General features: G+C 60.0%; 20 protein-coding genes. All 20 read left to right on the top strand.

Annotated elements, in window-relative coordinates:
• Window positions 1–4 precede the first annotated feature (4 nt).
• The 20 genes from nuoL (at window position 5) to PD282_RS25000 (ending at window position 25,043) form a co-directional block, all read left to right on the top strand.
• Entirely contained in the window at window positions 5–1,876 is a 1,872-nt protein-coding gene (nuoL, locus tag PD282_RS25095) for an NADH-quinone oxidoreductase subunit L (RefSeq protein WP_274654269.1), read from the top strand.
• Window positions 1,876–3,510 carry a complex I subunit 4 family protein gene (locus PD282_RS25090; protein WP_274654268.1) on the top strand — a complete coding sequence of 545 codons (1,635 nt, stop codon included), beginning with the start codon at window positions 1,876–1,878 and terminating at the stop codon, window positions 3,508–3,510. The genes nuoL and PD282_RS25090 overlap by 1 nt, the downstream gene beginning before the upstream one ends.
• A 3-nt stretch (window positions 3,511–3,513) precedes the next feature.
• Window positions 3,514–5,058: an NADH-quinone oxidoreductase subunit N gene (locus tag PD282_RS25085; protein ID WP_274654266.1), complete on the top strand. Its 1,545-nt coding sequence runs from the start codon at window positions 3,514–3,516 to the stop codon at window positions 5,056–5,058.
• 276 nt (window positions 5,059–5,334) lie between these two features.
• Entirely contained in the window at window positions 5,335–8,478 is a 3,144-nt protein-coding gene (locus PD282_RS25080) for a S8 family serine peptidase (RefSeq protein ID WP_274654264.1), read from the top strand.
• A gap of 16 nt (window positions 8,479–8,494) precedes the next feature.
• The gene (locus PD282_RS25075; RefSeq protein ID WP_274654263.1) at window positions 8,495–8,746 is read left to right on the top strand and encodes a DUF1146 domain-containing protein; all 252 of its coding nucleotides are present in this window, start codon (window positions 8,495–8,497) and stop codon (window positions 8,744–8,746) included.
• A gap of 265 nt (window positions 8,747–9,011) precedes the next feature.
• A complete protein-coding gene (gene murA / locus PD282_RS25070) occupies window positions 9,012–10,427 on the top strand; it encodes a UDP-N-acetylglucosamine 1-carboxyvinyltransferase (protein WP_274654262.1) in 1,416 nt (471 codons plus the stop codon).
• A 172-nt stretch (window positions 10,428–10,599) separates the two neighbouring features.
• On the top strand, window positions 10,600–11,775 hold the full coding sequence (spoIID, locus tag PD282_RS25065; RefSeq protein WP_274654260.1) for a stage II sporulation protein D: 1,176 nt from the start codon (window positions 10,600–10,602) through the stop codon (window positions 11,773–11,775).
• A gap of 175 nt (window positions 11,776–11,950) precedes the next feature.
• The gene (locus PD282_RS25060; protein WP_274654258.1) at window positions 11,951–12,688 is read left to right on the top strand and encodes a M23 family metallopeptidase; all 738 of its coding nucleotides are present in this window, start codon (window positions 11,951–11,953) and stop codon (window positions 12,686–12,688) included.
• A 191-nt stretch (window positions 12,689–12,879) separates the two neighbouring features.
• The gene (gene spoIIID / locus PD282_RS25055; protein ID WP_274654256.1) at window positions 12,880–13,167 is read left to right on the top strand and encodes a sporulation transcriptional regulator SpoIIID; all 288 of its coding nucleotides are present in this window, start codon (window positions 12,880–12,882) and stop codon (window positions 13,165–13,167) included.
• 106 nt (window positions 13,168–13,273) lie between these two features.
• Complete coding sequence (gene mreB, locus PD282_RS25050; RefSeq protein WP_274654254.1) at window positions 13,274–14,269, top strand: rod shape-determining protein MreB; 996 nt, start codon at window positions 13,274–13,276, stop codon at window positions 14,267–14,269.
• Between the two features lie 122 nt (window positions 14,270–14,391).
• Window positions 14,392–15,252: a flagellar hook-basal body protein gene (locus PD282_RS25045; protein ID WP_274654253.1), complete on the top strand. Its 861-nt coding sequence runs from the start codon at window positions 14,392–14,394 to the stop codon at window positions 15,250–15,252.
• Between the two features lie 40 nt (window positions 15,253–15,292).
• Window positions 15,293–16,114 carry a flagellar hook-basal body protein gene (locus PD282_RS25040; RefSeq protein WP_274654251.1) on the top strand — a complete coding sequence of 274 codons (822 nt, stop codon included), beginning with the start codon at window positions 15,293–15,295 and terminating at the stop codon, window positions 16,112–16,114.
• Window positions 16,115–16,130: 16 nt separating this feature from the next.
• Window positions 16,131–16,481: a DNA-directed RNA polymerase subunit beta gene (locus PD282_RS25035; protein ID WP_274654249.1), complete on the top strand. Its 351-nt coding sequence runs from the start codon at window positions 16,131–16,133 to the stop codon at window positions 16,479–16,481.
• A 199-nt stretch (window positions 16,482–16,680) separates the two neighbouring features.
• Window positions 16,681–17,265, top strand: a complete 585-nt coding sequence (locus PD282_RS25030; RefSeq protein WP_274654247.1) for a CDP-alcohol phosphatidyltransferase family protein — start codon at window positions 16,681–16,683, stop codon at window positions 17,263–17,265.
• 182 nt (window positions 17,266–17,447) lie between these two features.
• Entirely contained in the window at window positions 17,448–17,879 is a 432-nt protein-coding gene (gene fabZ / locus PD282_RS25025; RefSeq protein ID WP_274654245.1) for a 3-hydroxyacyl-ACP dehydratase FabZ, read from the top strand.
• A gap of 63 nt (window positions 17,880–17,942) precedes the next feature.
• A complete protein-coding gene (locus PD282_RS25020; protein WP_274654243.1) occupies window positions 17,943–19,646 on the top strand; it encodes a phospho-sugar mutase in 1,704 nt (567 codons plus the stop codon).
• 85 nt (window positions 19,647–19,731) lie between these two features.
• Window positions 19,732–21,849 (top strand): DUF5693 family protein, encoded by a 2,118-nt coding sequence (locus PD282_RS25015; RefSeq protein WP_274654242.1) that lies wholly within the window; start codon window positions 19,732–19,734, stop codon window positions 21,847–21,849.
• Window positions 21,798–23,009: a polysaccharide pyruvyl transferase CsaB gene (gene csaB / locus PD282_RS25010; RefSeq protein ID WP_274654240.1), complete on the top strand. Its 1,212-nt coding sequence runs from the start codon at window positions 21,798–21,800 to the stop codon at window positions 23,007–23,009. Before PD282_RS25015 ends, csaB begins: the two co-directional genes overlap by 52 nt.
• An 18-nt stretch (window positions 23,010–23,027) precedes the next feature.
• The gene (locus PD282_RS25005) at window positions 23,028–23,807 is read left to right on the top strand and encodes a WecB/TagA/CpsF family glycosyltransferase (protein ID WP_274654239.1); all 780 of its coding nucleotides are present in this window, start codon (window positions 23,028–23,030) and stop codon (window positions 23,805–23,807) included.
• Window positions 23,808–23,909: 102 nt separating this feature from the next.
• The gene (locus PD282_RS25000) at window positions 23,910–25,043 is read left to right on the top strand and encodes a glycosyltransferase family 4 protein (RefSeq protein WP_274654237.1); all 1,134 of its coding nucleotides are present in this window, start codon (window positions 23,910–23,912) and stop codon (window positions 25,041–25,043) included.
• Window positions 25,044–25,100 lie beyond the last annotated feature (57 nt).

Genomic DNA, 25,100 nt, shown 5'->3' with positions numbered 1-25,100 from the left:
TAGCGTGAACACGACTTTTTCGGAGCTTGCCTGGATCATTCCGCTCTTCCCGCTGGCGGTTTACGTGCTGCTGCTCGCTTTCGGCCGCAATCACGGACTGCTCGGCGTTCTGCTCGGCACGATCGGATCGCTGGGCGCGCTTGTGATGTCCGTGCTTGTGCTCGCCGAGCATATGAGAGACGGCTCCTCTTATTATCAATATTCCGTCAATTGGCTCAGCGCCGGCAGCGTGCAGCTGAACGCCGGCTTTGAAGTGACGAACCTGACGGCGCTCATGCTTGTCGTCGTTTCGCTCGTCAGCTTTCTCGTCAATCTGTATTCGGCGGGGTATATGAAGGACGACGAGCGGATTTCGGTGTTTTACAGCTACGTGGCTCTGTTTACGTTCTCGATGCTCGGGCTCGTGTTGGCCGACAATATGCTGACGCTCTATATTTTCTGGGAGCTGGTCGGCGTCTGTTCGTTCCTGCTCGTCGGCTTCTGGTACACCAAGCCGGAGGCGAAGGCGGCGGCCAAAAAGGCGTTTATCGTTACCCGGATCGGGGATGCGGGGCTGTTGCTCGGCATCCTGCTGCTGTTCTGGTACATGCCGGACCATCAGCTGGATTTCGTGCATATTCATAACGCGTTCCAGCCTGAAACCGGCACGATTGCCGCTGGCGTGACGACGCTGATCGCACTGCTGATCTTCGTCGGAGCCGTCGGCAAATCGGGCCAATTTCCCCTGCACGTGTGGCTGCCGGACGCGATGGAAGGCCCGACGCCGATCTCGGCGCTCATCCACGCGGCGACGATGGTCGCGGCGGGGGTTTATTTGGTCGCGCGCACGTTCGATATTTTTACCGCTTCTCCTGCGGCGATGGATACGGTGGCGTGGATCGGCGGATTTACGGCGATTTTCGCGGCGACGATCGGCGTCGCCCAGAACGATATCAAGCGGGTGCTCGCTTACTCCACGGTCAGCCAGCTCGGCTACATGATGATGGCGCTCGGACTCGGGTCGCTTACAGGCGGCGTGTTCCACCTGTTTACACACGCGTTCTTCAAGGCGCTGCTGTTTCTTGGCGCAGGCAGCGTCATTCATGCTGTACATACGCAGAATATCCAGGAAATGGGCGGTCTCGGCCGGAAGATGAAAATCACGGCGTGGACGTTCGGAATCGGCGCGCTGGCGCTGTCGGGTATCCCCCCGTTTTCCGGATTCTGGTCCAAGGATGCGATTTTGACTGCGGCGATGCACGAGAAGCCGGCGCTGTTCGTCGTCGGCGTGGCGGCCGCCTTTTTTACGGCCTTCTACATGTCGCGGCTGTTCTTCCTCGTCTTCACCGGCAAGCCGAGGGGCGAATCGCATGCGCACGAATCGCCTTGGACGATGACCGTGCCGCTTGTCGTGCTGGCGGTGCTGGCCGTCGTCGCCGGCTTCGTGCAGACTCCGTGGAACGATACGCTCGGCACCTGGCTGAACGGAGCGTCCGAGCCGGAGCCGGGCGGAGGCGGGCTTGTAATGGTCGTCTCGATCGCGGTAGGGCTGCTCGGCATCTATCTGGGCTGGCTCGTATTCGTCAAAGGCACGATTTCGCGGGACGCCGTCTCCTCGCGTGCGCCCTGGCTCGTCCGGCTGCTGGAGCGCAAATATTATATCGATGAGCTGTATCATTACGTTTTCGTTAAAGGGCTGCGCGGAATCGGACTGCTGCTGAATGCGATCGACGATTATATCGTGGACGGTATCGTGAAGCTCGCCGGAGGAGCGGCCGTTCTGTTCGGCCGCGGCGGCACCCGTCTGCAGAACGGACAGGTTCAGACGTACGGCCTCATTACGGTGCTCGGGCTTGTCGTGCTCATCGTCGCGGTCGTCGGAAGGAGGTTCTGGTAATGCCGTCGAACATCCCGATTTTATCGCTCATTACCTTTTCGCCTCTGCTCGGAATATTGGTCATTCTGTTTCTGCCGAAGCAGCGCAGCGGATGGCTGAAGACGGCGGGAATCGTGACGACGCTGATCCCGCTGGCGCTGACGCTCTGGCTGTACGCGAACTATGACAGCGCCGCCGGAGGCAAGGCATTTGAAGAGACGGCGACCTGGATCAACGCCTCGCTCAACAAGGAAGCCGTCGGCGCCTCGGTCACGTCGTACGCGTTCCAATTCCAGTACCATATGGGGATCGACGGGCTGTCGCTGCCGCTGCTGCTGCTGACGGCAATTGTTGCGGCTATGGCGGCGCTGGCTTCGGTCCATGTGAAAAAACGCTGGAAATCGTATTTCATCTGGTTTCTGATTTTGGAAATCGGCATGCTCGGCGTCTTCCTGGCGCGCGACGTGTTCCTGTTCTTCATTTTCTTCGAACTGACGCTGATTCCGGTGTTTTTCCTGATCGGCATCTGGGGCTTTATGGACCGCGAGCGGGCCGCGAACAAATTCCTGCTCTATAACGGCGTCGGCTCCGCCATAATGCTGATTGCGTTCGTGCTGCTCGTCTCCACGGCCGGCTTCAGCATCAACCAGGCCGCGTCAAACCAGGAGGTTCATCTCACCTACAGCGGCAGCTATGAAGTGATCGGAAGCAATCTTACTAACCCGCAGGCCTATGTGAACCTGCCTCCCGATCAGACGCAAGGAGTAACGGGGACGATTTTCATGACGGATGCGATGCGATGGGCGGCGTTCATCCTGCTCTTGATCGCGTTCGGCATCAAGCTTCCGATATTCCCGTTCCATACATGGATGCTGAAGGTGCATGCGGAGGCGCCGCCGCCTGTCGTCATGATCCACTCCGGGGTGCTGCTCAAGATGGGCGCTTACGGTCTGATCCGGTTCGGGCTGTTTATGTTCCCGGGGCAGACGAAGGATTGGGCGGTCGTCATTGCGGTGCTCGGGGTCATCAACATTTTGTACGGCGCGGCGATTGCGTTCGTGCAGAAGGAATTCAAGCTCGTGCTGGCGTATTCGTCCATCAGCCATATGGGCATCGTGCTGCTCGGCCTTGCGTCGCTCAACGAGACGGGCCTGCAGGGAGCGGTTTTCCAGCTTGTCTCCCACGGTCTGATCTCTGCGCTCCTGTTCCTGCTGGTCGGCACGATATATGAACGGACCGGCTCGACGGAGCTTGCCGATCTGGGCGGTCTTGCGCGGAGCGTGCCGTTCATCAGCGGCATCCTGCTGGCGGCGGGGATGGCGTCGCTCGGCCTGCCGGGCTTGTCCGGCTTCATCGGGGAATTTCTGTCGCTGCTCGGCCTGTTCGGCACGATGAAGACGCTGACGGCGATTGCCGTCCTTGGCGTTATTCTGACCGCGGTTTATGTGCTGCGAGGGGTGCTCGGCATTACGTTCGGCCCTCAGCCCGAGCGTCTGGCGTCGATCCGCGACGCGCGCTTCATCGAAGCGGTCCCCATGATCGCACTGCTGGCGTTTATCGTGCTGATCGGGATATATCCCGCGGTGCTGACCGAGACGATGAAACACGGCTTCGACGCCTTTTTGCAGCAGCTTAACGCGAAAGTGGGGGGATAGACGATGAATTTGAATGAGCTTCATTCGTTTACATGGAGCGATGCGGCCTATCTCGCCCCGGAATGGATTCTGATCGCGCTCGCGATCGTACTGGCGCTGGTCGACCTGGCACTGCCCAAGAGATCCGACCGATCGGTGATCGGCTGGCTGACGCTGGCCGGACTGCTTGCTTCGCTCGGCGTCGTCATTTGGCGGCTGCTGGACATGAATGCGGGAGCCGGCGGTCAGCCGATCCGGCTGCTGGCCGACAGCTACCGGATCGACGATTTCTCGAGCATGCTGAAAATCGTCTTCCTGTCCGCGACGGCGCTCATCGTGCTGATGAGTCTCGGAACGGTGAAGCGGGAGGACATCCCGGAGAAAGGCGAGTTCTACTACCTGCTGCTGCCCGCGGTCGTCGGCGCGATGGTCATGGCGTCCTCCGGCGATCTCGTCACCCTGTTCGTCGGCCTGGAACTGCTCAGCATTACGACCTACGTTCTTGTCGGCGTCCGCAAATACGCCGTGGAGTCGGCGGAGGCCGCCTTCAAATACGTCGTGACAGGCGGAATCTCGTCCGCACTCGTTCTGTTCGGCATGTCGTACCTGTACGGCCTGACCGGCGCGACGAACCTCGGCGATATCGCGACGGGCGTGCAGCAGCACGCGGGCGATTTCAAGGCGCTGCTGTACGTGGCGTTTTTCATGCTCATCGCGGGCTTCGGCATCAAAATCGCGGCCGCGCCGTTCCACGTCTGGGCGCCGGATGTCTACCAGGGCGCGCCGACGCCGGTCACCGCGTTTCTTGCAGTCGTCTCCAAAGGCGCCGCGTTCGCGATTCTGTTTCGGATCCTGTATAACGCGGCGACCGGCGCTTCGGCTGACAATGCCCCGATCGGCAGCGACATTTTTCTGACGCTCCTGATCGTGGCGGCGGCCGCGATGATCATCGGTTCGACGGCCGCGCTTCGGCAGCGCAACCTGAAACGGATGCTTGCGCTGTCCGGCGTGGCGAACGCCGGTTACCTGCTCGTGCCGCTCGGCATGTCGTTCAAAGGTTTGCATGCGGCCAACTTCGGGGAATTTATTTTTTACCTGACGGCGTATGTGCTGATGAACGTCGGCGTATTTGCCGTCTATGCGGCGGTGGAGCGGACGAGCGGCCATTCCGATTTGAAAGGGCTCGCCGGTCTGTATTACCGCGCGCCGTGGACCGCGGCCGCCATGGTCGTCTTCGTCCTGTCGCTGGCGGGGCTGCCGGTGACGGGCGGCTTTTTCGGGAAGCTGTTCATTTTGCTCGGCGCCGCGCAGTCGCGGTTGTATTGGATCGTCGCCGTCATGGCGGGAACAAGCGTCATCACGTATTATTTCTACTTCGGTTTGGTGCGGCAAATGTTCATGCGTTCCACGACAGACGAAGGCGACGTGCACATTCCGGTTACGACCGGTGTCGTCATCTGGCTGTGCGCGCTGCTGACGGTTGCGCTCGGCGTCGTTCCGAGCCCGCTGCTCGATTGGGTAAACGCGCATTTCTCGGTCATCAACGATCTGTTTGTGACGCGTTCTTAAGCCGAATGTTTCCTAAGGTCCCGGTCTCGATTGCTGCAGATCGGGGCCTTTTTTTCATCGACTTTCGCCCCGTTGGAATTTAGGCATGAAAGTGCCGGGGGGCCGCATAAGAATCGGTGAATGACGATGAAAGAGCATCGGGACGGAACGGGGGGCAGCTGCGGCAGGGTGTCGTCGAGCGCTTTAGGAAGATTTAAATAATTTGCCACAAGGAAAACGGCAGGGCGAACGCGAATCGTTTCATAACCAATTTTGCAAGGTTAAAGGCAGAATATGATGAACGAATCGCAAACCCCGCCAAACGACAACTACATATACGCACCGGATGAAGCGTCCGCTTCGGGCGGAACGCAAAGCCGTGCAGGAGAAAAGAAGCGCAGTCGAGCGGCACGGAGACGCGCGGCGTACCTTACGGCAAAGAGCTCGCTGGCAGCGCTGCTGCTGTGGGGCGCCTTTGCCGCACAAGCCTCGCCTGCGATGCATGCCGCCGGCCGAGATGCGGCGTTATCGCAGGCTGCGCCGGCGGCGGAGGATGCGGCCGCCGTGAAGCCCGCCCCGCCGCAGGGAGCATCGGCGGCGGGGCAAGAGGCGCGCGCGGCCCGGCTCGGGCATGGCGGCGCCGGGAGCTCCCCGGCGCCGCACGATTCCCGGCCCGGGCAGACCGCGGCAGGCGCGCCGTCCGCGGCTCGGGCAGCCGCGCCGCCGGATGACACGGCGAAGCCGGCCGGCTGGCTTGTCAAATGGCGCGGCGCCTCGAAAGCCGGGCCCCTTGCCGGAACGCGCGTGCTTCGCCGGCTCGCGCTTCCTGATGGAGCCGTCGACGTCGTCCGCCCCGGCCCGCAGGAGACGGACACGGCCGCCTGGCTGTCCCGGCTGCGCAAAACGCCGGGCGTCGAATACGTTCAGCCGAACAGCCGGGTGGCTGTGCTCGCGGCGCCGGCGGCAAACGATCCCGCACTGCCCAAGCAGCGGTATCTGGATCAGATCGGCGCCAAAGAAGCCTGGGCGACCGTGAACGGCCAGACGCAGCTCACGATCGCGCTGGTCGATACCGGCGTCGACCTCGATCACCCCGACCTGAAAGACAATCTGGTCGCGGGCACCAATCTGGTCGAACCGGGCACGCCGCCGAACGACGATAACGGCCACGGCACGGAGGTCGCGGGAGTGCTGGCCGCCGCAGGCAACAACAAGGCCGGAGTCGCCGGCATCCTGTGGCGGGCCAAAATCATGCCCGTCAAAGCGCTCGACGCGGAAGGCTTCGGCGATGAGGAGCGGCTTGGAGAAGCGATCCTGTACGCCGTCAAGAACGGCGCCAAAATCGTGGTCCTTTCGGTAGGCCTGTACCGCTATTCCGCTTATTTGGCGGATATTGCCGATTATGCCGAGTCGAAGGGCGTGCTGCTTGTCGCCGCCTGCGGCAACGACGGAGAGTCGCTTGGCGCGAAGGCGGATGTGAAATACCCCGCCGCTTACCCGACGGTACTGGCGGTCGGCGGAGCGACACCCGGCGACAAACCGGAGCCGCGCTCGAACAAAGGCCCGGAGCTCGATCTGGTCGCCCCGTGGACCGTCTATACGACGGCGGTCGGAGGCGGTTACAAGACCGACGAAGGCACGTCGATGTCAGCCCCGCAGGCTGCGGCGGCGGCGGCGCTCGTCTGGGCCGTTCATCCCGGCTACAAGCCCTACCAGGTGCGCGCACTGCTCCGCCAAAGCGCCCAGGACATCGGAAGCCCGGGCTTCGACGAGGCGAGCGGCTACGGGCTGCTCCGTATCGACCGGGCGGTGAAGCAGGCGCTGAAGCCGGACGGCTTCGAGCCGGACGACACGCGGAGCGCCGGCAAGCTTTTTCCGCTCGGCAGCGAAATCGCCGCCCAGCTCACCGGGGGAGCGGACACGGACTGGTTCCGCTTGAACGCTCCGTTCGACGGCGTGTTGTCGCTGAAATTTCAGGGACTCGTACCGGGAAACGACAGCATGCCGCCGGTTCAGCTGTCGCTTTATTCGGACGGGCAGGCGTCCGGCGTCCCGAAAACGGTGAAGCTGAGCAGCGGAACCGTGGAATGGCACGTCAAAAAGGGCCGCAACGATCTGCAGCTTCGCTTTTACGACCGTCAGGTCAAAACGGTGATGCCGGTCCTGCTTACGTCAAGCTTTACCATGGCTGCGGATCCGTACGAGAACAACGATAAACCATACGAAGCCTACTCGCTGAGCCCGGTCAGCCAGACGGTAACGGGTAATTTCAGCAAAAAGGGCGATGAGGACTGGTTCGCCGTCCGTTTCGTGAACGGGGGCACCGTTCAGCTGACGGTTACGACGGACACGGCGCGCATCGACCCCGCGATAACGATTCAGCATGCGGGAACGCCGCAGGAGGACATCGACAGCGGCGGCGAGGGAGAAACCGAGGTGTCGCCGATGATCAGCGTGACGCCGGGAACGTATTATTTTGAAGTCCGCAACGCAGCGTCGGCAAATGCCGAGCCGGTCATCGGAGAATATCATTTCAAGCTCGATTACCGGACAAAATATACCGATCCCAACGAGCCCAACAATCGCGCATACGAGGCGACGGACTTGAATCCGGGCTCTGTTTACTCCGGCGTCATCGGCACCAAGGACGATTCCGACTGGTATCAGTTTAGGGTGACGGAGAAAAGCGGTGTAACGGTGAAGGTATCCGGCATTCCGCAGGGAATCGCGATGAAGGCGGAATTGCTGGACAAAACCGGAAAGCCGGTTGCCGCATTTCAATCTTCGCCCGGCAGCGGCGAGATCGCGGGCGAGCAGCTGCTGGATGCGGGCGTCTATTATGCGAAGCTGACATCGGACGCTCCGTTCGATAAAATGATGTACCGGCTGCGCATCGGTCTCGAGCCGCTCGTCGCCGGCTTCCTGGATATCGGCGGTCACTGGGCGGAGGCGCCGATTGCGGAACTCGCCGGCAGGGGCATCGTAAGCGGCGGCGGCAGCTACCGCTTTAATCCGGATCGCGGCATTACGCGCGCCGAAGCGTCCGCGATGTTGGTGAAAGCCTTTGAGCCGGAGGCGGACGGCACCGTGCGCTTCAGCGACGTCTCTCCCGGTCACTGGGGATACCGTGCGATCACCAGAGCGGTTCAGGCCCGCTATATGGCCGGTTATCCGGACGGCTCTTTCCGGCCGGACCAGGGCCTGACGCGGGAAGAAATGGCGAATCTGCTCGCTCGGGCGCTTGGGCTCAGCTTAGGGAGGCCTGCCGCATCGCCCTACAGGGATGTGCCCGCAGCGCGCTGGTCGGCTCCCGCCATCGCCTTGCTCAAGGAGAAAGGGATTGCCGGCGGATATCCGAATTCCCTTTTCCTGCCGGGGCAGGACGCCAGCCGCGCGGAATTCGCTTCCGCCCTGCTGCGGGCGCTGAATGCAGGCCGATAGAAGGAGGAAAAACAAGATGGGAATCGATCAGGCGGCCCACGCCGCCGCCATGAACGCCCTCGGTTCGATCGTCATCGAGCTGCTGTCCATACTGCTGGCTTATTACATCCTTCAGGAGGTGAAGCTCGACGTGTTTTTCCGCCGGCCCCGCAGTTTGCCCGCCAAGCTGCTGCAGGTGATGCTGGCCGTTATCGTCGGGCATCTGTTCGCCGGGTTTCTGATCGATTACTGGAACTGGTCAAACCTGCTGAAGGGGCTTGTCGAATAACAACGAACAAACATGTAAACAATGGGTAATAGTACGGTACCAAATGAACGACCGGGCACGAATGTTATAAAATGTGTGTTTTCGACAGGAAGAAAATAACGCTTGTCGATTAATGTTACCAGGTGATATGATGAAATTTGGGTGTCGACTTTAGTTCCATATTTTGCATCGGACAGTAACATGATCCAATGCCGGCGGACAAGGGCACATCGAACTATATTTTAATGAATCCAAAGAATCCACTGCGCGCGGAGGGAACCTGAAGATGAGCAAAATAATCGTCCGCGGCGGCCAGCGACTATCCGGAAACGTACGTGTCAGCGGCGCCAAAAACGCCGTGCTTCCGATACTTGCGGCCTCGTTACTTGCTGAAGAAGGAGAAAGCGTCATATCCGATGTCCCCCTTCTTGACGATGTCATTACGATCCAACAGGTGCTGGCCGCATTGGGGGGAGAAACCGCCCGTAACGGCGAGACAATGCGCGTCTCCGCGCGGCAATTGACATCATATGAAGCGCCGTACGAACTGGTGCGCAAAATGAGAGCGTCCTTTCTCGTGATGGGACCGCTGCTTGCCCGGATCGGCAGGGCGAGAATATCGCTTCCGGGCGGCTGCGCGATCGGCACGCGTCCGATCGATCAGCATTTGAAGGGCTTTGAAGCGATGGGCGCGGAAATTATGCTCGGGCAGGGATTTATCGAAGCGGCGACACCCGGGCGGCTGAGAGGCGCCAAAATTTATTTGGACGTGGCCAGCGTCGGCGCTACCGAAAACATCATGATGGCCGCCGCACTCGCGGACGGAACGACGACCATCGAGAATGCCGCCAAGGAGCCGGAAATCGTCGATCTGGCCAATTATTTGAACGCCATGGGCGCCAAGGTGCGCGGGGCGGGCACCGGTATCATACGAATTGAAGGCGTCGACCGTCTTGTCGGCGTTTCACATACGGTTATTCCAGACCGCGTTGAAGCGGGTACTTACATGATCGCGGCCGCCATTACGGGCGGAGACGTTCATATCGAAGGCGCCATTGCCGACCATCTGGCGCCGGTGATTTCCAAGCTTCAGGAGATGGGCGTCGACATTGCGGAGACGGATAACGGCCTGCGCGTTCAGGCGCCGGGACGTCTCAAGGCGGTTGACGTCAAAACGCTGCCTTATCCCGGCTTTCCGACCGATATGCAGTCGCAGATGATGGCGCTGCTCATGGTTTCGGACGGCACGAGCGTCGTGACGGAGACGGTGTTCGAGAATCGTTTCATGCATGTCGAGGAATTCACGAAAATGAGCGGCCAAATCAAAGTCGAAGGCCGGACGGCCATCATCAGCGGCGGCATTCCGCTGGCCGGGGCGAAGGTGTGCGCCACCGACCTCCGCGCGGGAGCGGCACTCGTCTGCGCGGCGCTGTGCGCCGACGGCGAAACCGAAATTACGGGCGTGCACCATGTCGACCGCGGCTATGTAGATCTTGCCGGAAAGCTGGCAGCGCTCGGCGCAAGCATTAGGCGGATCGACGACCCGGAAGCGTCCGAGGCGGCGCACATGGAGGAAACGCGCGAGCAGCCTTATTCCGGCCGCTTGGAGCCGGTGATGGCCGTATCCGTCGAACCGGCCGAGCCCGTGCAAAGACGCGACAAAGAATTAACCCGAATCAAACCGCAGCCGACGTGGGCTTAACGAGACCTTCACGCGGCTGAAAGTCAGCACCCTGTTTTCGCCGGAAGCGCGAAAACAGGGTGTTTTTGCGTTAACTCGGGGGCATATCCTATCATTTCCGCTCATAGACTGTAGCAGGACGCAAGCTTAAGAGATAGAAGAATCGTTTCGAAGCGGAAGGGAGCCCGGCACGATGCGGATACGATGGAGCACTGGCGGACGAGGAGGGCGGCTGAAGTTTGGGACAAGACCGTGGTGGATCCTTTTTGCCTGCGGGTTTCTGGCAATTCTAGCGATCAAGACGGCGGACCGGGCGCATCTGCGGCAGCAAGAGAATCAGCGGGAGCCGGCGGCGTGGACGGTGGAGACGGAATCGGCGCCCGTCGTGCCGGAAAAGGACGACGGACCCGCTACGAACGGGAAGCCCGCAAGCGGCCCCGCTGCATCGGACAAGTCCGGAGGCATGATAGGAAACAGCCCGCTCCGCAAGCTGAGCGATTACGACCGGCTGTTCGTCAGCGTTTATTTGACGAAGGAAAAACGGATCGAGAAGCTGCCGATCGAGCTCTATGTCCGCGGCGTCATTGCCGGCGAGATGCCGGTCGATTTCCAGCTTGAGGCGCTCAAGGCGCAGGCGATCGCGGCGCGGACCTACATATACAGAAGGCTGGCGGATGACGATCGGAGCGGGATGCCGGAAGGCAGCGGAGACGCCGAGGTTACCGATACGACCCGGCATCAGGTGTATATCCCGCTTGCCGAGCTGCTCGGCCGCTGGCAGGGCGAAACGAAGCTGGCCAACCTGGAGAAGCTGAACCGCGCGGTGAAAGAGACGAAGGGGCTGATCGTCACCTATCATGGACAGCCGATCCAGGCCGCATTTTTCTCGACCAGCAACGGGTATACGGAGAACGCGTCGGATTATTGGAACGTCGATCTGCCGTATCTCCGAAGCGTGGCAAGCCCCTGGGACGTCTCCCTTTCACCCAGCTACAAGACGACGACGGAGCTCGGCATCGGCGATTTCAGCGCCAGGCTGGGCGTATCGGAACAGGATTCGCGCGGCATGCGCGTGCTGGAAACGACGGCGGGCAAGCGGATCAAGTCGGTCGAGATCGGCGGAAAAACGCTCAGCGGCCGGGAGGTGCGGGAGAAGCTCGGGCTTTCCTCCTCCGAATTCGACTGGAAGATCGACGGCGATACGGTCCGGATTACCTGCTACGGCAGCGGCCACGGCGTCGGCATGAGCCAGTGGGGGGCGGACGGCATGGCGCTCGATGGAATGAAGGCTCCGCAAATTTTGGCTCACTACTATTCGGGTACCGAGCTCGAGCAAGTTTCGAAGCTTCCTTTTGCCGGACTATCTTAACCTCTAAGGTTCCGTATCCCAATCTTGCAGACGAAGCATGGCGGCTCAAAAGGAGAGATCCCCAAACCCCCGGCAGCAAGGCGTTGCCGCCGTCTTTCGAATCTTAAAAAATGTTAAATCCCTCACGTATAAACTGCTAGGTTCTGGCAACAATGGCTAGTGAGGTGATCAAACAATGAGTGATCAAAACAAACCGAAGCTTCAAGAGGAATCTCCCAAAACTGCAATGGGGGGAACTGCCGTCAAACCTTCCGCCTGGAGAAAAATGCTGTCGAAGAAATGGGCAGCGCCAGCAGCGTTCATGGCCGCGGCGGCAATTATCGTAACCTTAATGTGGATCTACCGGGGAGAAGATCAGACACCTGCGGCGACGACAACGACTTCCGGCGTGGAAACCAGTCAAGGCGGCGATCAAACGTCGGCAGCCGATACGCCCTCGAGCGATACGCTCGAAGTGTTGAGCGGCAACGAAACGATGCAGTGGCCGGTCGTCAATCAGAAGGACGTGAAGGTCGTAGCTCCGTTCTATGACGCGAGTGCTTCCGATCAGGATCGCCAGGCTGCGCTCATTCAATCGGGCAACACGTTCATGACGAACACGGGGATCGACCTCGCCCGGTCGGACGACAAAACGTTCGACGTCACGGCAGCGCTGAGCGGTACCGTCGTCGTAGCGGAAAAGCAGCCGCTTAACGGCAACGTCATCGAGATCAAGCATGCGGACGGCGTCGTGACGCTGTATGAAAGCCTTGCGGATCTCCAGGTCAAAGTCGGCGACGTTGTGAAGCAGGGAACGCTGATCGCCCATGCCGGACGGAGCGAGCTGGAGCAGGATCTGGGCAACCATCTTCACTTTGAAGTCCGCAAGGACGGCAAGCCGATCAACCCGAGCGCGCTGCTCGCAGCCGAATAACCGTTCCCGCTTGCGGAATCAAACGGGTCATGCAGGGGTCATTCCCCTGCTTTTTTTTGTTTTTTTCCGGTCATGCGGCGGTTTTTTGAAAATATTTGCACAACTTGGGCTTGTCACGCTTGGCCATAAAGAATATATACCCGTACCCCTCATATAATGTACCAAACTATCTCGAGCAGGGAGGCGGGAGCGTGCACGATTACATCAAGGAACGGACGATAAAAATCGGCCGGTGCATCGTCGAAACGAAGCATACGGTACGGACGATCGCCAAGGAATTTGGCGTTTCCAAAAGCACGGTGCACAAGGATTTGACCGAGCGGCTGCCGGAAATCAACCCGGATTTGGCAGATCAGGTCAAGCATATCCTGGAGTACCACAAATCGATCCGGCATTTGCGGGGAGGAGAAGCGACGAAAATCAAGTACAAAAAGTCCAGCGGACGCAGGCGCGAAGTGCTCACCGCCGCAAAAACGTAAGCGATTTTTTCTACAAAAATAGAGGATTTTCGCTTTAGGTTAGCGAATATTGAACGATATGCGCTAGTTCGATCGACCATTATTCGCTTTGGGGGACTTCAGGCTTATGTTTAGCAAGGACATCGGAATCGATTTAGGCACGGCGAACGTATCCATTCATGTTAGAGGGAGGGGCGTCGTTCTGGATGAGCCTTCGGTCGTGGCGATCGAAAGCGACACGAAGCGCGTGCTCGCCGTAGGCGAAGAAGCCCACCGCATGGTAGGAAGAACGCCCGGCAACATTATTGCCATCCGCCCGCTCAGGGACGGGGTCATTGCGGATTTTGAAGTGACGGAAATTATGCTGAAGGCGTTTATCGACCGCGTCGGAGGCCGCTCGTGGCACAGCCGTCCTCGCATCCTCATCTGCGCGCCGACGAACATCACGTCGGTCGAGCAGAAGGCGATCCGCGAGGCGGCGGAACGAAGCGGGGCGAAGGATGTGTTCCTCGACGAAGAGCCGAAGGCGGCGGCCATCGGGGCGGGTATGGACATTTATCAGCCGAGCGGCAATATGGTCGTCGATATCGGCGGCGGAACGACGGATGTAGCCGTGCTATCCATGGGCGACGTCGTCACCGCCTCTTCTATTAAAGTTGCGGGGGACAAGTTCGACTCGGCGATTATGAAATATATAAAAAACAAATACAAGCTGCTGATCGGAGAACGGACAAGCGAGGATATCAAGATCAAAATCGGCACCGTCTATGCGGACGGGCGCCAGGATGAAATCGATATTCGCGGGCGGGATATGGTATCCGGGCTGCCGCTGACGGTGACGATCCATTCGGAGGAAGTGCGCGAAGCGCTTTGGGAGCCGGTGGCGTCCATCGTTTCGGCGGCCAAATCGGTACTGGAACGGACACCGCCGGAGCTGTCGGCGGACATTATCGACCGCGGCGTCATTTTGACCGGCGGCGGAGCGCTGCTGGACGGCCTCGACGCGCTGCTGGCCGAGGAGCTTAAGGTGCCCGTGCTGATTGCCGAGGATCCGATGCACTGCGTCGTGAAAGGGACCGGCCTGCTGCTTGACCATCTGGACCGTTCGCCGCGCAAGAAGTAGCCGTCCGCCGGGAATATGCTATTCAATGCCGGGACCGGTCATCCGATATAGAAGTCATGTTGAGGCTTAGCCGTAAGAGGACAGGCCTCAAGCATCAAGCGCAGCCATCAGGAGGAGTCCCTATGCTCAGAGGCTTATACACGGCGGCGGCCGGCATGATCACCCAGCAGCACCGCCACGACACGATAACGAACAATATTTCCAACCTGAATACGCCGGGCTACAAGGCGAACGAGGCCGTCGCGCGCTCTTTTCCGGATATGCTGATCAAGCTGACGGGAACGGGCGGCACGCCGCAGCAGACGGTCGGACGCGTCAATTCCGGCGTATTCGCCGAGGAGAGCCTGCAGCTTCAGCTGCAGGGGGATCTTGTCCAGACGAACAAGTCCGGCGACTTCGCCATCGTTTCCGACATCGAGGTTCCCGGCGTATCCTTCGACGAGTCGGGCAGGTCGGTTGCGCCGGACGGTACGGTTACCTTCCGGCCGCAGGCGTTTTTCACGGTGCAGAACGCAGACGGCGAAACCCGTTATACGCGCGACGGTCAATTTTCATTGGACGACCGGGGCGATCTGCTTGCTACGGACGGCTCCCGGGTGCTCGGAACGGGCGGGCCGATCCGGCTGCCGGCAGGCGTTTCGCTGGATCAGCTGACGCTTACCCCGGACCGGCGGCTGGTCGACAGTACGACCGGCGCTGATTACGGTCAGCTGCTCATTACCCGGGTCGACAATCCGAATGCGCTGATCCGCGAAGGAAACGGCAATTTCCGGCTGACGGGGGACCCGGCCGGAGCGAGGCCGGCCGCCGCGGCGGCCAACGTCGAAGTGAGGCAGGGCTATATCGAACGGTCCAACGTGGACGCGGCCCGGTCGATGGTCGATTTGATGGCGGCGCAGCGGGCCTACGAAGCGAACCAGAAGGTCATCCAGTTCTACGACAAAAGCCTGGATGAAGCCGTCAATCAAGTCGGCAAGGTATAGGGTGTCGGGCTGTGCCGGCAGAACGAAGGAGGCTTGAAGCGTGAACGGCTCCATGATTAATGCAATGGTTTCCATGAACGGGCTGCAAGTAAAGCTCGACATGATTGCCGATAATATGGCTAACGCGAATACGGCCGGCTACAAGCGCAAGCAGGGTTCGTTCGAGGATCTGCTTACGACGCTTAAGCAGCAGCCGCAGGGTTTCGCCCAGCCGGGGAGGCTCACGCCGCTCGGTTTGAACCAGGGATGGGGCTCTCGCCTTGTTGCGGCCCGAACCGATTTCGCTCAGGGATCGCTGCAGCAGACGGATCAGCCATACGATGTGGCGCTTACAGGCGATGCTTTGTTTGAAGTGATGACGGACGGAGCGGGTGGACGGGCTTACACGCGGGACGGAGCGTTTCAAACTGTCCTTGACGGGGAGGGCAATCGGATCCTGACGACCCAAAACGGGTACCCGGTCTCCGCCGCCAACGGTACGAGGATTGTCATTCCCGCAGCAGAGCGCTCTGTGCGCATCGAGCGGGACGGCCGCGTCGTCGGACTCTCGGATGGCGGCGCCGAAACGCAGCTTGGCCGGATCGCGGTCGTTCGGGCGATAAAGCCGGAGCTTCTCGAGCAAACGGCGGACAACCTGTTCGCCGTCCCCGCCGGCATGAACCGGACGGACGTGGTGGAGGACGTCGTGCCCGATGCGGGTAACGGAATCGCACTCAAGCAGGGCTTTATCGAGCAGTCGAATGTCAACATGACGGATGAAATGACAGAACTTATGAGCGTGCAGCGCGCTTATCAATTAAGCGCAAGAGCGCTGACATCGAGCGATACGATGATGGGGCTTGCCAACAATTTGCGCGCGTAAGAAGGCTGGTGAGGAAGTGGAAACGAAGAAGGATATGGCCGCCGGCGCCGAAAGCGTGTCCCGTGCCGAAAGAACCGGTCTGCTCGGGGTAAGCGCCCCGGACGGCGAAGCGGCGCTCAAGGAGACTTCGAAGTCACAAAGCGGAGGCAATGCCGCGGACAAGCACGCAGAAGCCGGGAAGCGCCATCCGGCGCTGCGCGCGCTGCTTTGGACGCTGCGCAAAAGCATCGTCCCCGCGCTGTTTGTGGTCGCGCTGATCGGCGGATTATATGTCGGCTATACCGTTCTCGGCAAAAAGCCCGGCGAAGACGTATTTGAGTGGCATACCTGGAAGCATATGTACGATCTGGTATTTGCGGATTCGTAAACGATCATCCAAGAAGCCTTCTGCACAACCTTTGCAGAAGGCTATTTATTTGCCCGCAGCGCGGCCCGGGCGCTGTGCAATACCCGTTTGGCGCGCAGCGGCCGCCCCGGCAATCCGTTTTATTTTTCCTGACATACGCGGTATAATGGTTGAGGAACTTTTGGGCGTCATCCAGAAAAAGGGAAGGGGGCGCGTGCGCATGAATTTGCCTAATCTGCTCACAATGCTGCGATTTGTTCTCATTCCCGTATATATTGCCGTTTTTGCTTCAGGTCATATGATCTGGGCGTTCGTTGTCGTGTTGGCGGCGGGGCTTACGGATATTCTGGACGGCTATTTGGCGCGGCGAAACGGCCAGGTCACGGCAGTCGGCTCGATGCTCGATCCCCTTGCCGACAAAACGATGATGATCGCCGTTATTTTATCGCTGCTCATCACCGGGCATATTCCTTGGAGCGCCGGCGCAGCCATATTTTTGCGGGATCTCGGCATGATTGCCGGGTCGGCCTTTTTTCATTTTCGGGGCAAGAAAACCGTGCCCGCGAACTGGATGGGCAAGCTGACGACCGTTTTGTATTATACCGCCATCCTGTTTATTTTTTTCGAGGCGCCGTTCGCGAAGGCTTACTTATGGGGTGTCATCGGCTTCTCGTTTTTGACCGCGATTATTTACATCTTCCTGTTCGTCGCCCTGAACGACAAGGATCGCGGAAGCGATTCGAGGCCTTCGCCGCTTAAGAACGAAGCGGACGGCCTGGACGACGACGCCCGCCACGGCGCTTAACGAAGCGTCATGCGGCAGCCGTTCGCATAAACAAGCATAAAAAGGAGCCTGGCCGGTCGGCGCTTCGGGCCGTCCGGTCAGGCCCCCTTATCTTAACCTTGCGTGACTGCAGTTCACGAAGGATGTTGTTAGTGTGGCACATTGGCACGCATTTTATAACTAAGCCCGGAGGAGATCTTATCATGCTCGATAGCAGACAAATTCAGCAGCTTATTCCGCACCGCCCGCCGTTTTTGCTCGTGGACCGGATTTTGGAGGCAGAGCCGGGCAAACGGGCCGTCGGCCTGAAAAACGTCACGATGAACGAACCGTATTTTATCGGCCATTTCCCCGAGTATCCGGTTATGCCCGGCGTCTTGATCGTCGAGGCGCTTGCGCAGGTGGGGACTGTGGCCATTATGCTGATCGAAGAGAACCGGGGGAAAATCGGGTTTTTCGCCGGGATCGACAACTTCCGTTTCCGCGGTCAGGTGACGCCGGGCGATACGCTGACGCTAGAGGTAGTCGTCACCCGCTGGAAAGGATCGATCGGCAAAGGACAAGCCACGGCGAAGGTCGAGGACAAAGTCGTGGCGGAAGGCGAGATCATGTTCGCGCTTCGCGATCCGGAATAAACCTTCTATATAATAGTAACAACAATAAATATAGAACTTTTATTTGGAGAGGATGGATGGATGATGACACAATCGGCTAAGCAGCGTTATGAGGGATGGCTTGCGGACCCGGCGATCGATGAGGGGACGAAGGAAGAGCTCCGGTCGCTGGCCGGCAGCGACAAGGAAATCGAAGACCGGTTCTACCGCGATTTGGAATTCGGCACCGGCGGATTGAGAGGCGTTATGGGCGCGGGCACGAACCGGATGAATGTCTATACGGTTGGCAAAGCGACACAGGGGCTCGCGCAGTGGGTGCTCAGTAAAGGCGGCAGTCCGGCCGTCGTCATCGCTCACGATTCCCGCAACAATTCCCCCGAATTCGCGCTGGACGCCGCGCTGGTGCTGGCGGCCAGCGGCGTCAAAACGTATCTGTTCCCGTCGCTCCGGCCGACGCCGCAGTTATCGTTCGCCGTCCGGTCGCTGGGCGCGGCGAGCGGCGTCGTCATAACCGCCAGCCACAACCCGCCGGAATATAACGGCTATAAAGTATACGGTTCGGATGGCTGCCAGCTCGTGCCGGCCGACGCCGAGCAGGTGATCGCCGCCATTCGCGGCGTCGGCGGCTTCGATCAGGTCGGCCGGATAAGCCGCGAGGAAGCGGAAGCGAAAGGGCTGATCGTCTGGCTGGGCGAAGCGGAGGACCGGGAATTTATCGAAACGGTCGCTGCCCAAAGCCTGAACGGGGAACTGCTGAAAGGCGAGCTTGGCGAATCGTTCTCCATCGTCTATACGCCGCTGCACGGGGCGGGCAACTGGCCGGTGCGCCATGTTCTCGAACGGGCCGGCTTCCGGAACGTGCATATCGTCGCCGAGCAGGAGCAGCCGGACGGCTACTTCAGCACGGTCAAATCGCCGAATCCGGAAGAGCGGGACGCTTTCGAGCTGGCCATACGGCTGGGCCGGGAGAAAAATGCCGACATCATCGTCGGGACCGATCCGGACTGCGACCGGATGGGAGCGGTCGTTCGCAACCATAACGGCGAGTATGTCGTCCTGACCGGCAATCAATCCGGCGCCATTATGGTCGATTACGTCCTGGGCACGCTGAAGCGCCGCGGGGAGCTTCCGGCGAACGGCGCCGTCATCAAGACGATCGTAACGAGCGAAATGGGCGCCGACATCGCCCGATCCTACGGAGCGGCCGTTATCAACACGCTGACCGGCTTCAAATATATCGGCGAGAAAATTACGCAGTTCGAACGGACGGGAGACCATACTTTCCTGTTCGGTTATGAGGAAAGCTACGGCTATTTGACCGGGACATACGCCCGCGACAAGGACGCCGTCGTCGCTTCGCTGCTCATTTGCGAAGCGGCGGCTTATTACAAATCGCAGGGCAAGACGCTCTACGACGTGCTGCTCGAGCTGTACGCCAAATACGGCACCTATCTGGAGCAGTTGGAATCGCGCACGCTGAAAGGGGTGGACGGCGTGCACAAAATCGGCGCCATTATGGACGACTGGCGCAGCAATCCGCCGGAGGAGGTAGCCGGCGTGAAGGTCGAGCAGGTGCTCGATTATTTGCCGGGCCTGGACGGTCTGCCGTCCGAGAATGTGTTGAAATACAAGCTGGCGGACGGATCCTGGTTCTGCCTCCGCCCTTCGGGAACGGAGCCGAAAATCAAGGTGTATTTTGCCGTACGCGGCGGCTCGCAAAGCGAGGCGTCCGCAGCGCTCGGCAAGCTGACGAAGCAGGTCATGGAGCGGGTGGACGGCAAATCATAAGGCGCAGGCTTCCGAAGTGAGTTTTCTGCAGTCGAAGAAGAATCACTTAAGGGAAGAATGCAGAAAACGTTGAGGGAGTGGGAATGTGCTTCGACATTGGCATCAATGGGAACGCAGAGCGCGGAAAGTGTTGTGGGCGCTTGTCATCTTGGGAATCGCCGCATCGCTGCCGCTTGCCGCGGCCCGCTGGCAGATGGAGAAAACCTCGAATCAAATCGAGTATATATTCGATTATCGCGATCTGGTTCAAATCGCCGCCTATCAGGCGCACCCGCAGCAGTTCATCGCGGACCAGCTCGGCCCGATGAAGCAAGCGGGCATCAATACGATGGCCGTATATGAAAGCACGCTGCAGGAGCTGAGCTGGGCGGGCAGACTGACCATTTACGATTCGGCCCAGGCGGGCGAGCTTCGGCACAAGCCGGTACCGGCCGATGAGAACTATACGTACGTGCTTTTTGCCGGCAGCGCGGAAGAGACCGCTCTTCGCCCGGTAATCGAGTCGGTATTCCGGCAATGGGATATCGGCGTCGATCCCTGGAGCCTGGACGGGCGGCCGGGTCTCATTATCGAAACGCCGGTTCAAAATGCAACGCTGAAGGCTTTGCCGCCGGACCCGATCGCGATGCAAACGCTGCATGAGGCCGGGTTCCAGATTTTGCCGCGTCTCTCCGACCGCGCCCCGTACAACCAGCAGGATGTCGACGCTCAGCTGGCGTCCTTTAAGGAGCTTGGCGTAACCCGGATCCTGTTCGAGGGCAATGCGGTGAAAGGCTTTGCCGATCAGGCGGACAAGAAGACGCTGAACGCTTTCGCGGAGCTGTTGAATAAATACGGCATCGGCATCGCCGTGATCGAAAATTCCAAGCCGCAGCAGGGGCTGAATACGCTCAGCTACTTGATTCATTACAATGTCGCCCGGCTGTATTCCCTTCCGGAGAACGACGCCGCCTCGCTGAAGCCGGTGGATATTACCGACCGCTTCCTGCTTGCGGCGAAGGACCGCAGCATCCGGCTTTTCTACATCAACGGCGCGCCGTCGAGCAACCCGGACAAAGCGCAAATTACAACGCCGCTGCAAAATATTTACGACGCGCTCCAAGGCGCGGACGGACAGGAAGGCGCCGTGCAGAAGCTGACGGATTTCGGCTTCCCGGCCGGTACGGCAACACCGTTCCAATACGAGACGGCTTCCTGGAACAAACCGCTTAAGGCCGTCGTTTCGGCCGGCGCCGTCGCTTATATCGCGCTGCTGATCGCCACGTTCCTGCCGGGCGTGCTCATTCCGGTCTTCCTGCTCGGCCTCGTCGGCAGTGCCGGCCTGTACGTGCTGTCGACATCGGTGCTAGAGCAGGGGCTGGCGCTGGGCGCCGCGATCAGCGCGCCGACGCTGGCGATTATATGGGCGCTCGGAAGAGTGCGAGCCCATACGGTCGGGCCGCTTCGTCCGATCGGAGGCCCGGACGGTCCGCCGTCCGGAGCTTCCGGCGAGGCATGGGTGTTCCGCGGTATCGGCGCGGGCCGCAGACTCGGCATGGCGCTCGCGATTTTTATCGCCACGGCTGTCATTTCGTGCTCCGGCATTCCGTTTGTCGTGGGACTGCTCAACAACATTACGTATAAGCTCGTACTGGAGCAGTTCCGCGGGGTCAGCCTGCTGCACCTGGCGCCGATTGCGCTGACGGCCGTTTACGTCTTCCTGTATACGAACCGTTATTCGGTGATCGAAAGCCTGCGCAGGCTGCTTAATATGAAAATAACGGTGCTGTGGGTCGTTGCAGCCGCCGTCATCGGCGCCGCCGGCCTGTATTACTTGTCGCGCACGGGCAACTCCGGACAAGCCTCTTCGATCGAGCTCGTGTTCCGCAATGCGCTGGAGACGACGTTCGGCGTGCGTCCGAGAACGAAAGAATTTTTGCTGGCGCATCCGCTGTTTATATTTGGCTTGTTCCTTGCGCTTCGTTATCGCGCGGCATGGGTATTGTTTATCGTAGCCTCCATCGGACAGCTGTCGATGGTGGATACGTTCGCCCACATTCATACGGCGCTTCATATTTCGTTGATCCGCATTCTGCTTGGCCTGGGCCTCGGCCTCCTGATCGGTCTTGTGCTGATCGCGGTATGGCAGATCGGGGAAGGAGTTTGGAAACGATGGACGCCTCGTTCGGCGGAAAAACATCCGGACGTCAAGTCCGGCGCGTAGCGATATCCGGCTATTACGGCTTTCGCAATAGCGGCGACGAAGCGGTGCTGAAATCGATTCTGTTCGCTCTTAAAGAAGAGGGAGACCGCCAGGGGCTCGTGATCGAGCCGCTCGTGCTGTCGGCGGATCCGGCGTGGACGACGGCGATGTACGACGTCGAGTCGGCGCACCGGATGCGTCCGGCCGAGCTGCTGCGCGCGATCCGCAGCTGCGATGCGCTCATCAGCGGCGGCGGCAGCCTGCTGCAGGATGCGACCGGAGCCGGCTCGATTCCCTATTATACGGGGATCATGCGGCTGGCCCGGCTGCTGCGCAAGCCGGTGTTCGTCTACGCGCAGGGCATCGGGCCGGTGAACCGGGGCTGGATGGCTCCGCTCATCCGCGGCGCGATGCGGGGCAGCGCGTATGTGTCGGTGCGGGACGCCGAGTCCGCCGCGCTGCTCGGGCGGCTCGGCGTAAGCCGGGACCGGATCGAGGTCGTACCCGATCCGGTGATGGGGCTGCCGCTGCCCGCGGATGCGGCAGCGGCAGCCGGCGCAGCCGGCGGGGGCCCAGGCGCCGCGGCATCCGCGGCGGCGCCGGGCCCGGGCGCGCCCCCGGCGGCGGAGCGCCTGCCGGTGGTCGGCGTGTCCTTGCGCCACTGGCGCAAGGACGGCGCCGACCTGGCGCGCGCCGCCGCCGCGCTGGGCGCGCTTGCGCGCAGCCGGGCCGTGCGGCTTCGGCTGCTGCCGTTTCACACCCCCGCGGACGCGGATGCGTCCCGCCGGGTGATCGAGCTTCTCGGCGACCTCGCCGCCTGCGGCAGCGCGGCCGAGCTCGCCGAGCCCGGCGACGACCCCCAGCGCATGCTGCTGGAGGTCAGCCGGTGCGATGCGCTGCTCGGCATGCGCTTGCATGCGCTTATCTACGCGGCCAACCGAGCCGTGCCGATGCTCGGGCTGTCGTACGACCCGAAGATCGATCAGTTTCTCGCCCGTCTCGGTCTAACCCCGATCGGGACAACCGAAACGCTCGATCCCGATGCGTTCACGGCGGCCATGAACCGCCTGCTTGACGATCCGGACGGCTGGCGGTCCCGGCATGAAGCCGCGATCGACCGGCTGAAGCAAGAAGCGCTGAAGCCGGCGAAACAAATCTGTTCGCTTTTGCGTCAAATATGATATGAGGTGACATCTTCGATGAGCCAGTCCGTGCCCGTCAATAAACCCGTTTCGACTGTTTCCATCTACGGCATCCGGTTTTCCAAAATGAACATGGACGAAACGGTCCGCTATTTGACGGACCGCGTGGAGCGCCGCATCCCGACGCAGGTCATTACCGGCAATCCGATTATGGTCATGACCGCGCTTGACAGCACCCGCTATTACGAAGTGATGACCGGCGCGGAGCTTGTCGTGCCGGACGGAACGGGCGTCGTGTGGGCGGCCTCCTATATCGGCGACCCGGTTCCCGAGCGGGTACCGGGCTTCGATTTGATGCACAACCTGCTTCGCGAAGGAGAACTTCGCGGCTGGCGAGTTTTTTTGCTGGGAACAGCGCAAGATATTATCGAGAAGGCAGCGGCTTCACTCACCGAGCAGTACCCGGACATTATCATTGCGGGCTATCGCAACGGTTATTTCGGACCCGATGATGATGCCGAGGTGGTGCGGCAAATCCGCGAGGCCCAGGTTGACCTCCTGTTCGTCGCCCGCGCGGCGGACACGCAGGAGCCCTGGATTGCGCAGCATAAAGAAGCACTTGGCGTACCGGTCATGATGGGCGTCGGCGGCTCCCTGGACATCATCGCGGGCGTGCTCAAGCGGGCCCCGGTTCTGTTTCAGAAGCTGCGTCTCGAATGGTTATACCGGCTGCTGCAGCAGCCCTCCCGTTACCGGCGGATGTTCGCGTTGCCCAAATTCGTCGTGAAAGTGATGCGCGATAAAGAGAACGTCGCAAAACATCGTCCAACCACTTAAAACGCCCGATATATCGTGAAAATCGCATGAAAACGGCAGTGGAGTTTCTTTTTCAATCGGAGTATAATTCATTCCGGCGATAGCATTGAAAGGGGAATGAAGATGGCTGAGGGCTTTCTTTACGGAATCGGATTTATGATTGCGCTGGTTTTGGCGCTCGCGTTCACGCCGCTGGTCATCAAGCTGGCCTTTAAAATCGGGGCGATAGACAAGCCCAACCATCGCAAAGTCCATACGAAAATTATGCCGCGTCTCGGCGGCTTGGGAATATATGCCGCGTTTATCGGCGGCTACTTTGCCGTCAAGCCTTTCATTCCGGACGGGCTGCTTCGCCAATACGATATGAATTTGATCAACGCGCTGCTTGCCGGCGGAAGCATCATCGTGCTGATCGGCGCGCTGGACGACCGTTTCGAGCTGTCCGCCAAGGTGAAGCTTCTCGGACAAATCGCAGCCGCTTGTGTCGTCGTGCTCGGCTTCGGCGTCAAAATCGACCTGCTCAACATTCCGTTTGGCGGATCCATTCAGCCGGTAGCCGCCTGGATCAGCGTTCCGCTGACGATCGTCTGGATCGTCGGAGTGACGAACGCGATCAACCTGATCGACGGCCTGGACGGCTTGGCTGCCGGCGTATCCGGTATCGCAATCACGACAATTATGATTATGTCGGCTATTATGGGGTTTGTTCCGGTTATTTTGCTCAGCGCGATTTTGCTCGGCGGCATCATCGGCTTTCTCGTCTACAATTTTCATCCCGCCAAAATTTTTATGGGCGATACCGGCTCCCTGTTTCTCGGGTTTCTGCTGGCGACGCTTTCGATGATCGGCTTCAAGCAGGTCACGATCGTATCGTTCGTCACGCCGCTGCTCATTATCGGGGTCCCGCTGTCGGATACCTTTTTCGCAATCGTCCGCCGCTTGGTGAACAAAAAGCCGATATTTGCACCGGACCGCGGCCACCTGCATCATTGCCTCCGCGAGCTGGGCTTCAGTCATCGGATTACGGTACTTATTATTTACGGCGTTGCGGCTTTCTTTGGGTGCTGTGCGGTCTTGCAGTCCACCATCGTTCAATCGGACGCCGCGTACTGGATTACGTTCGGCGTCATCCTGCTGCTCGTCTTCTTCCTGCAGATCGGCGCGGAGCTGATCGGCATCGTCGACAAAACGCGCCGCCCCGTCCTTCATTTCCTGCAGCGATTGTTTTTGCGGGCGGGCGAATCGCGATCCGAATAGCTTTACGCATGGACGACTTGCTCCCCTTCCAATTGGAAGGGGAGTTTTTTATGGATG

Source organism: Paenibacillus humicola, from assembly GCF_028826105.1.
Taxonomy (GTDB): domain Bacteria; phylum Bacillota; class Bacilli; order Paenibacillales; family Paenibacillaceae; genus Paenibacillus_Z; species Paenibacillus_Z humicola.
This window is presented reverse-complemented; position numbering and strand designations above follow the sequence as displayed.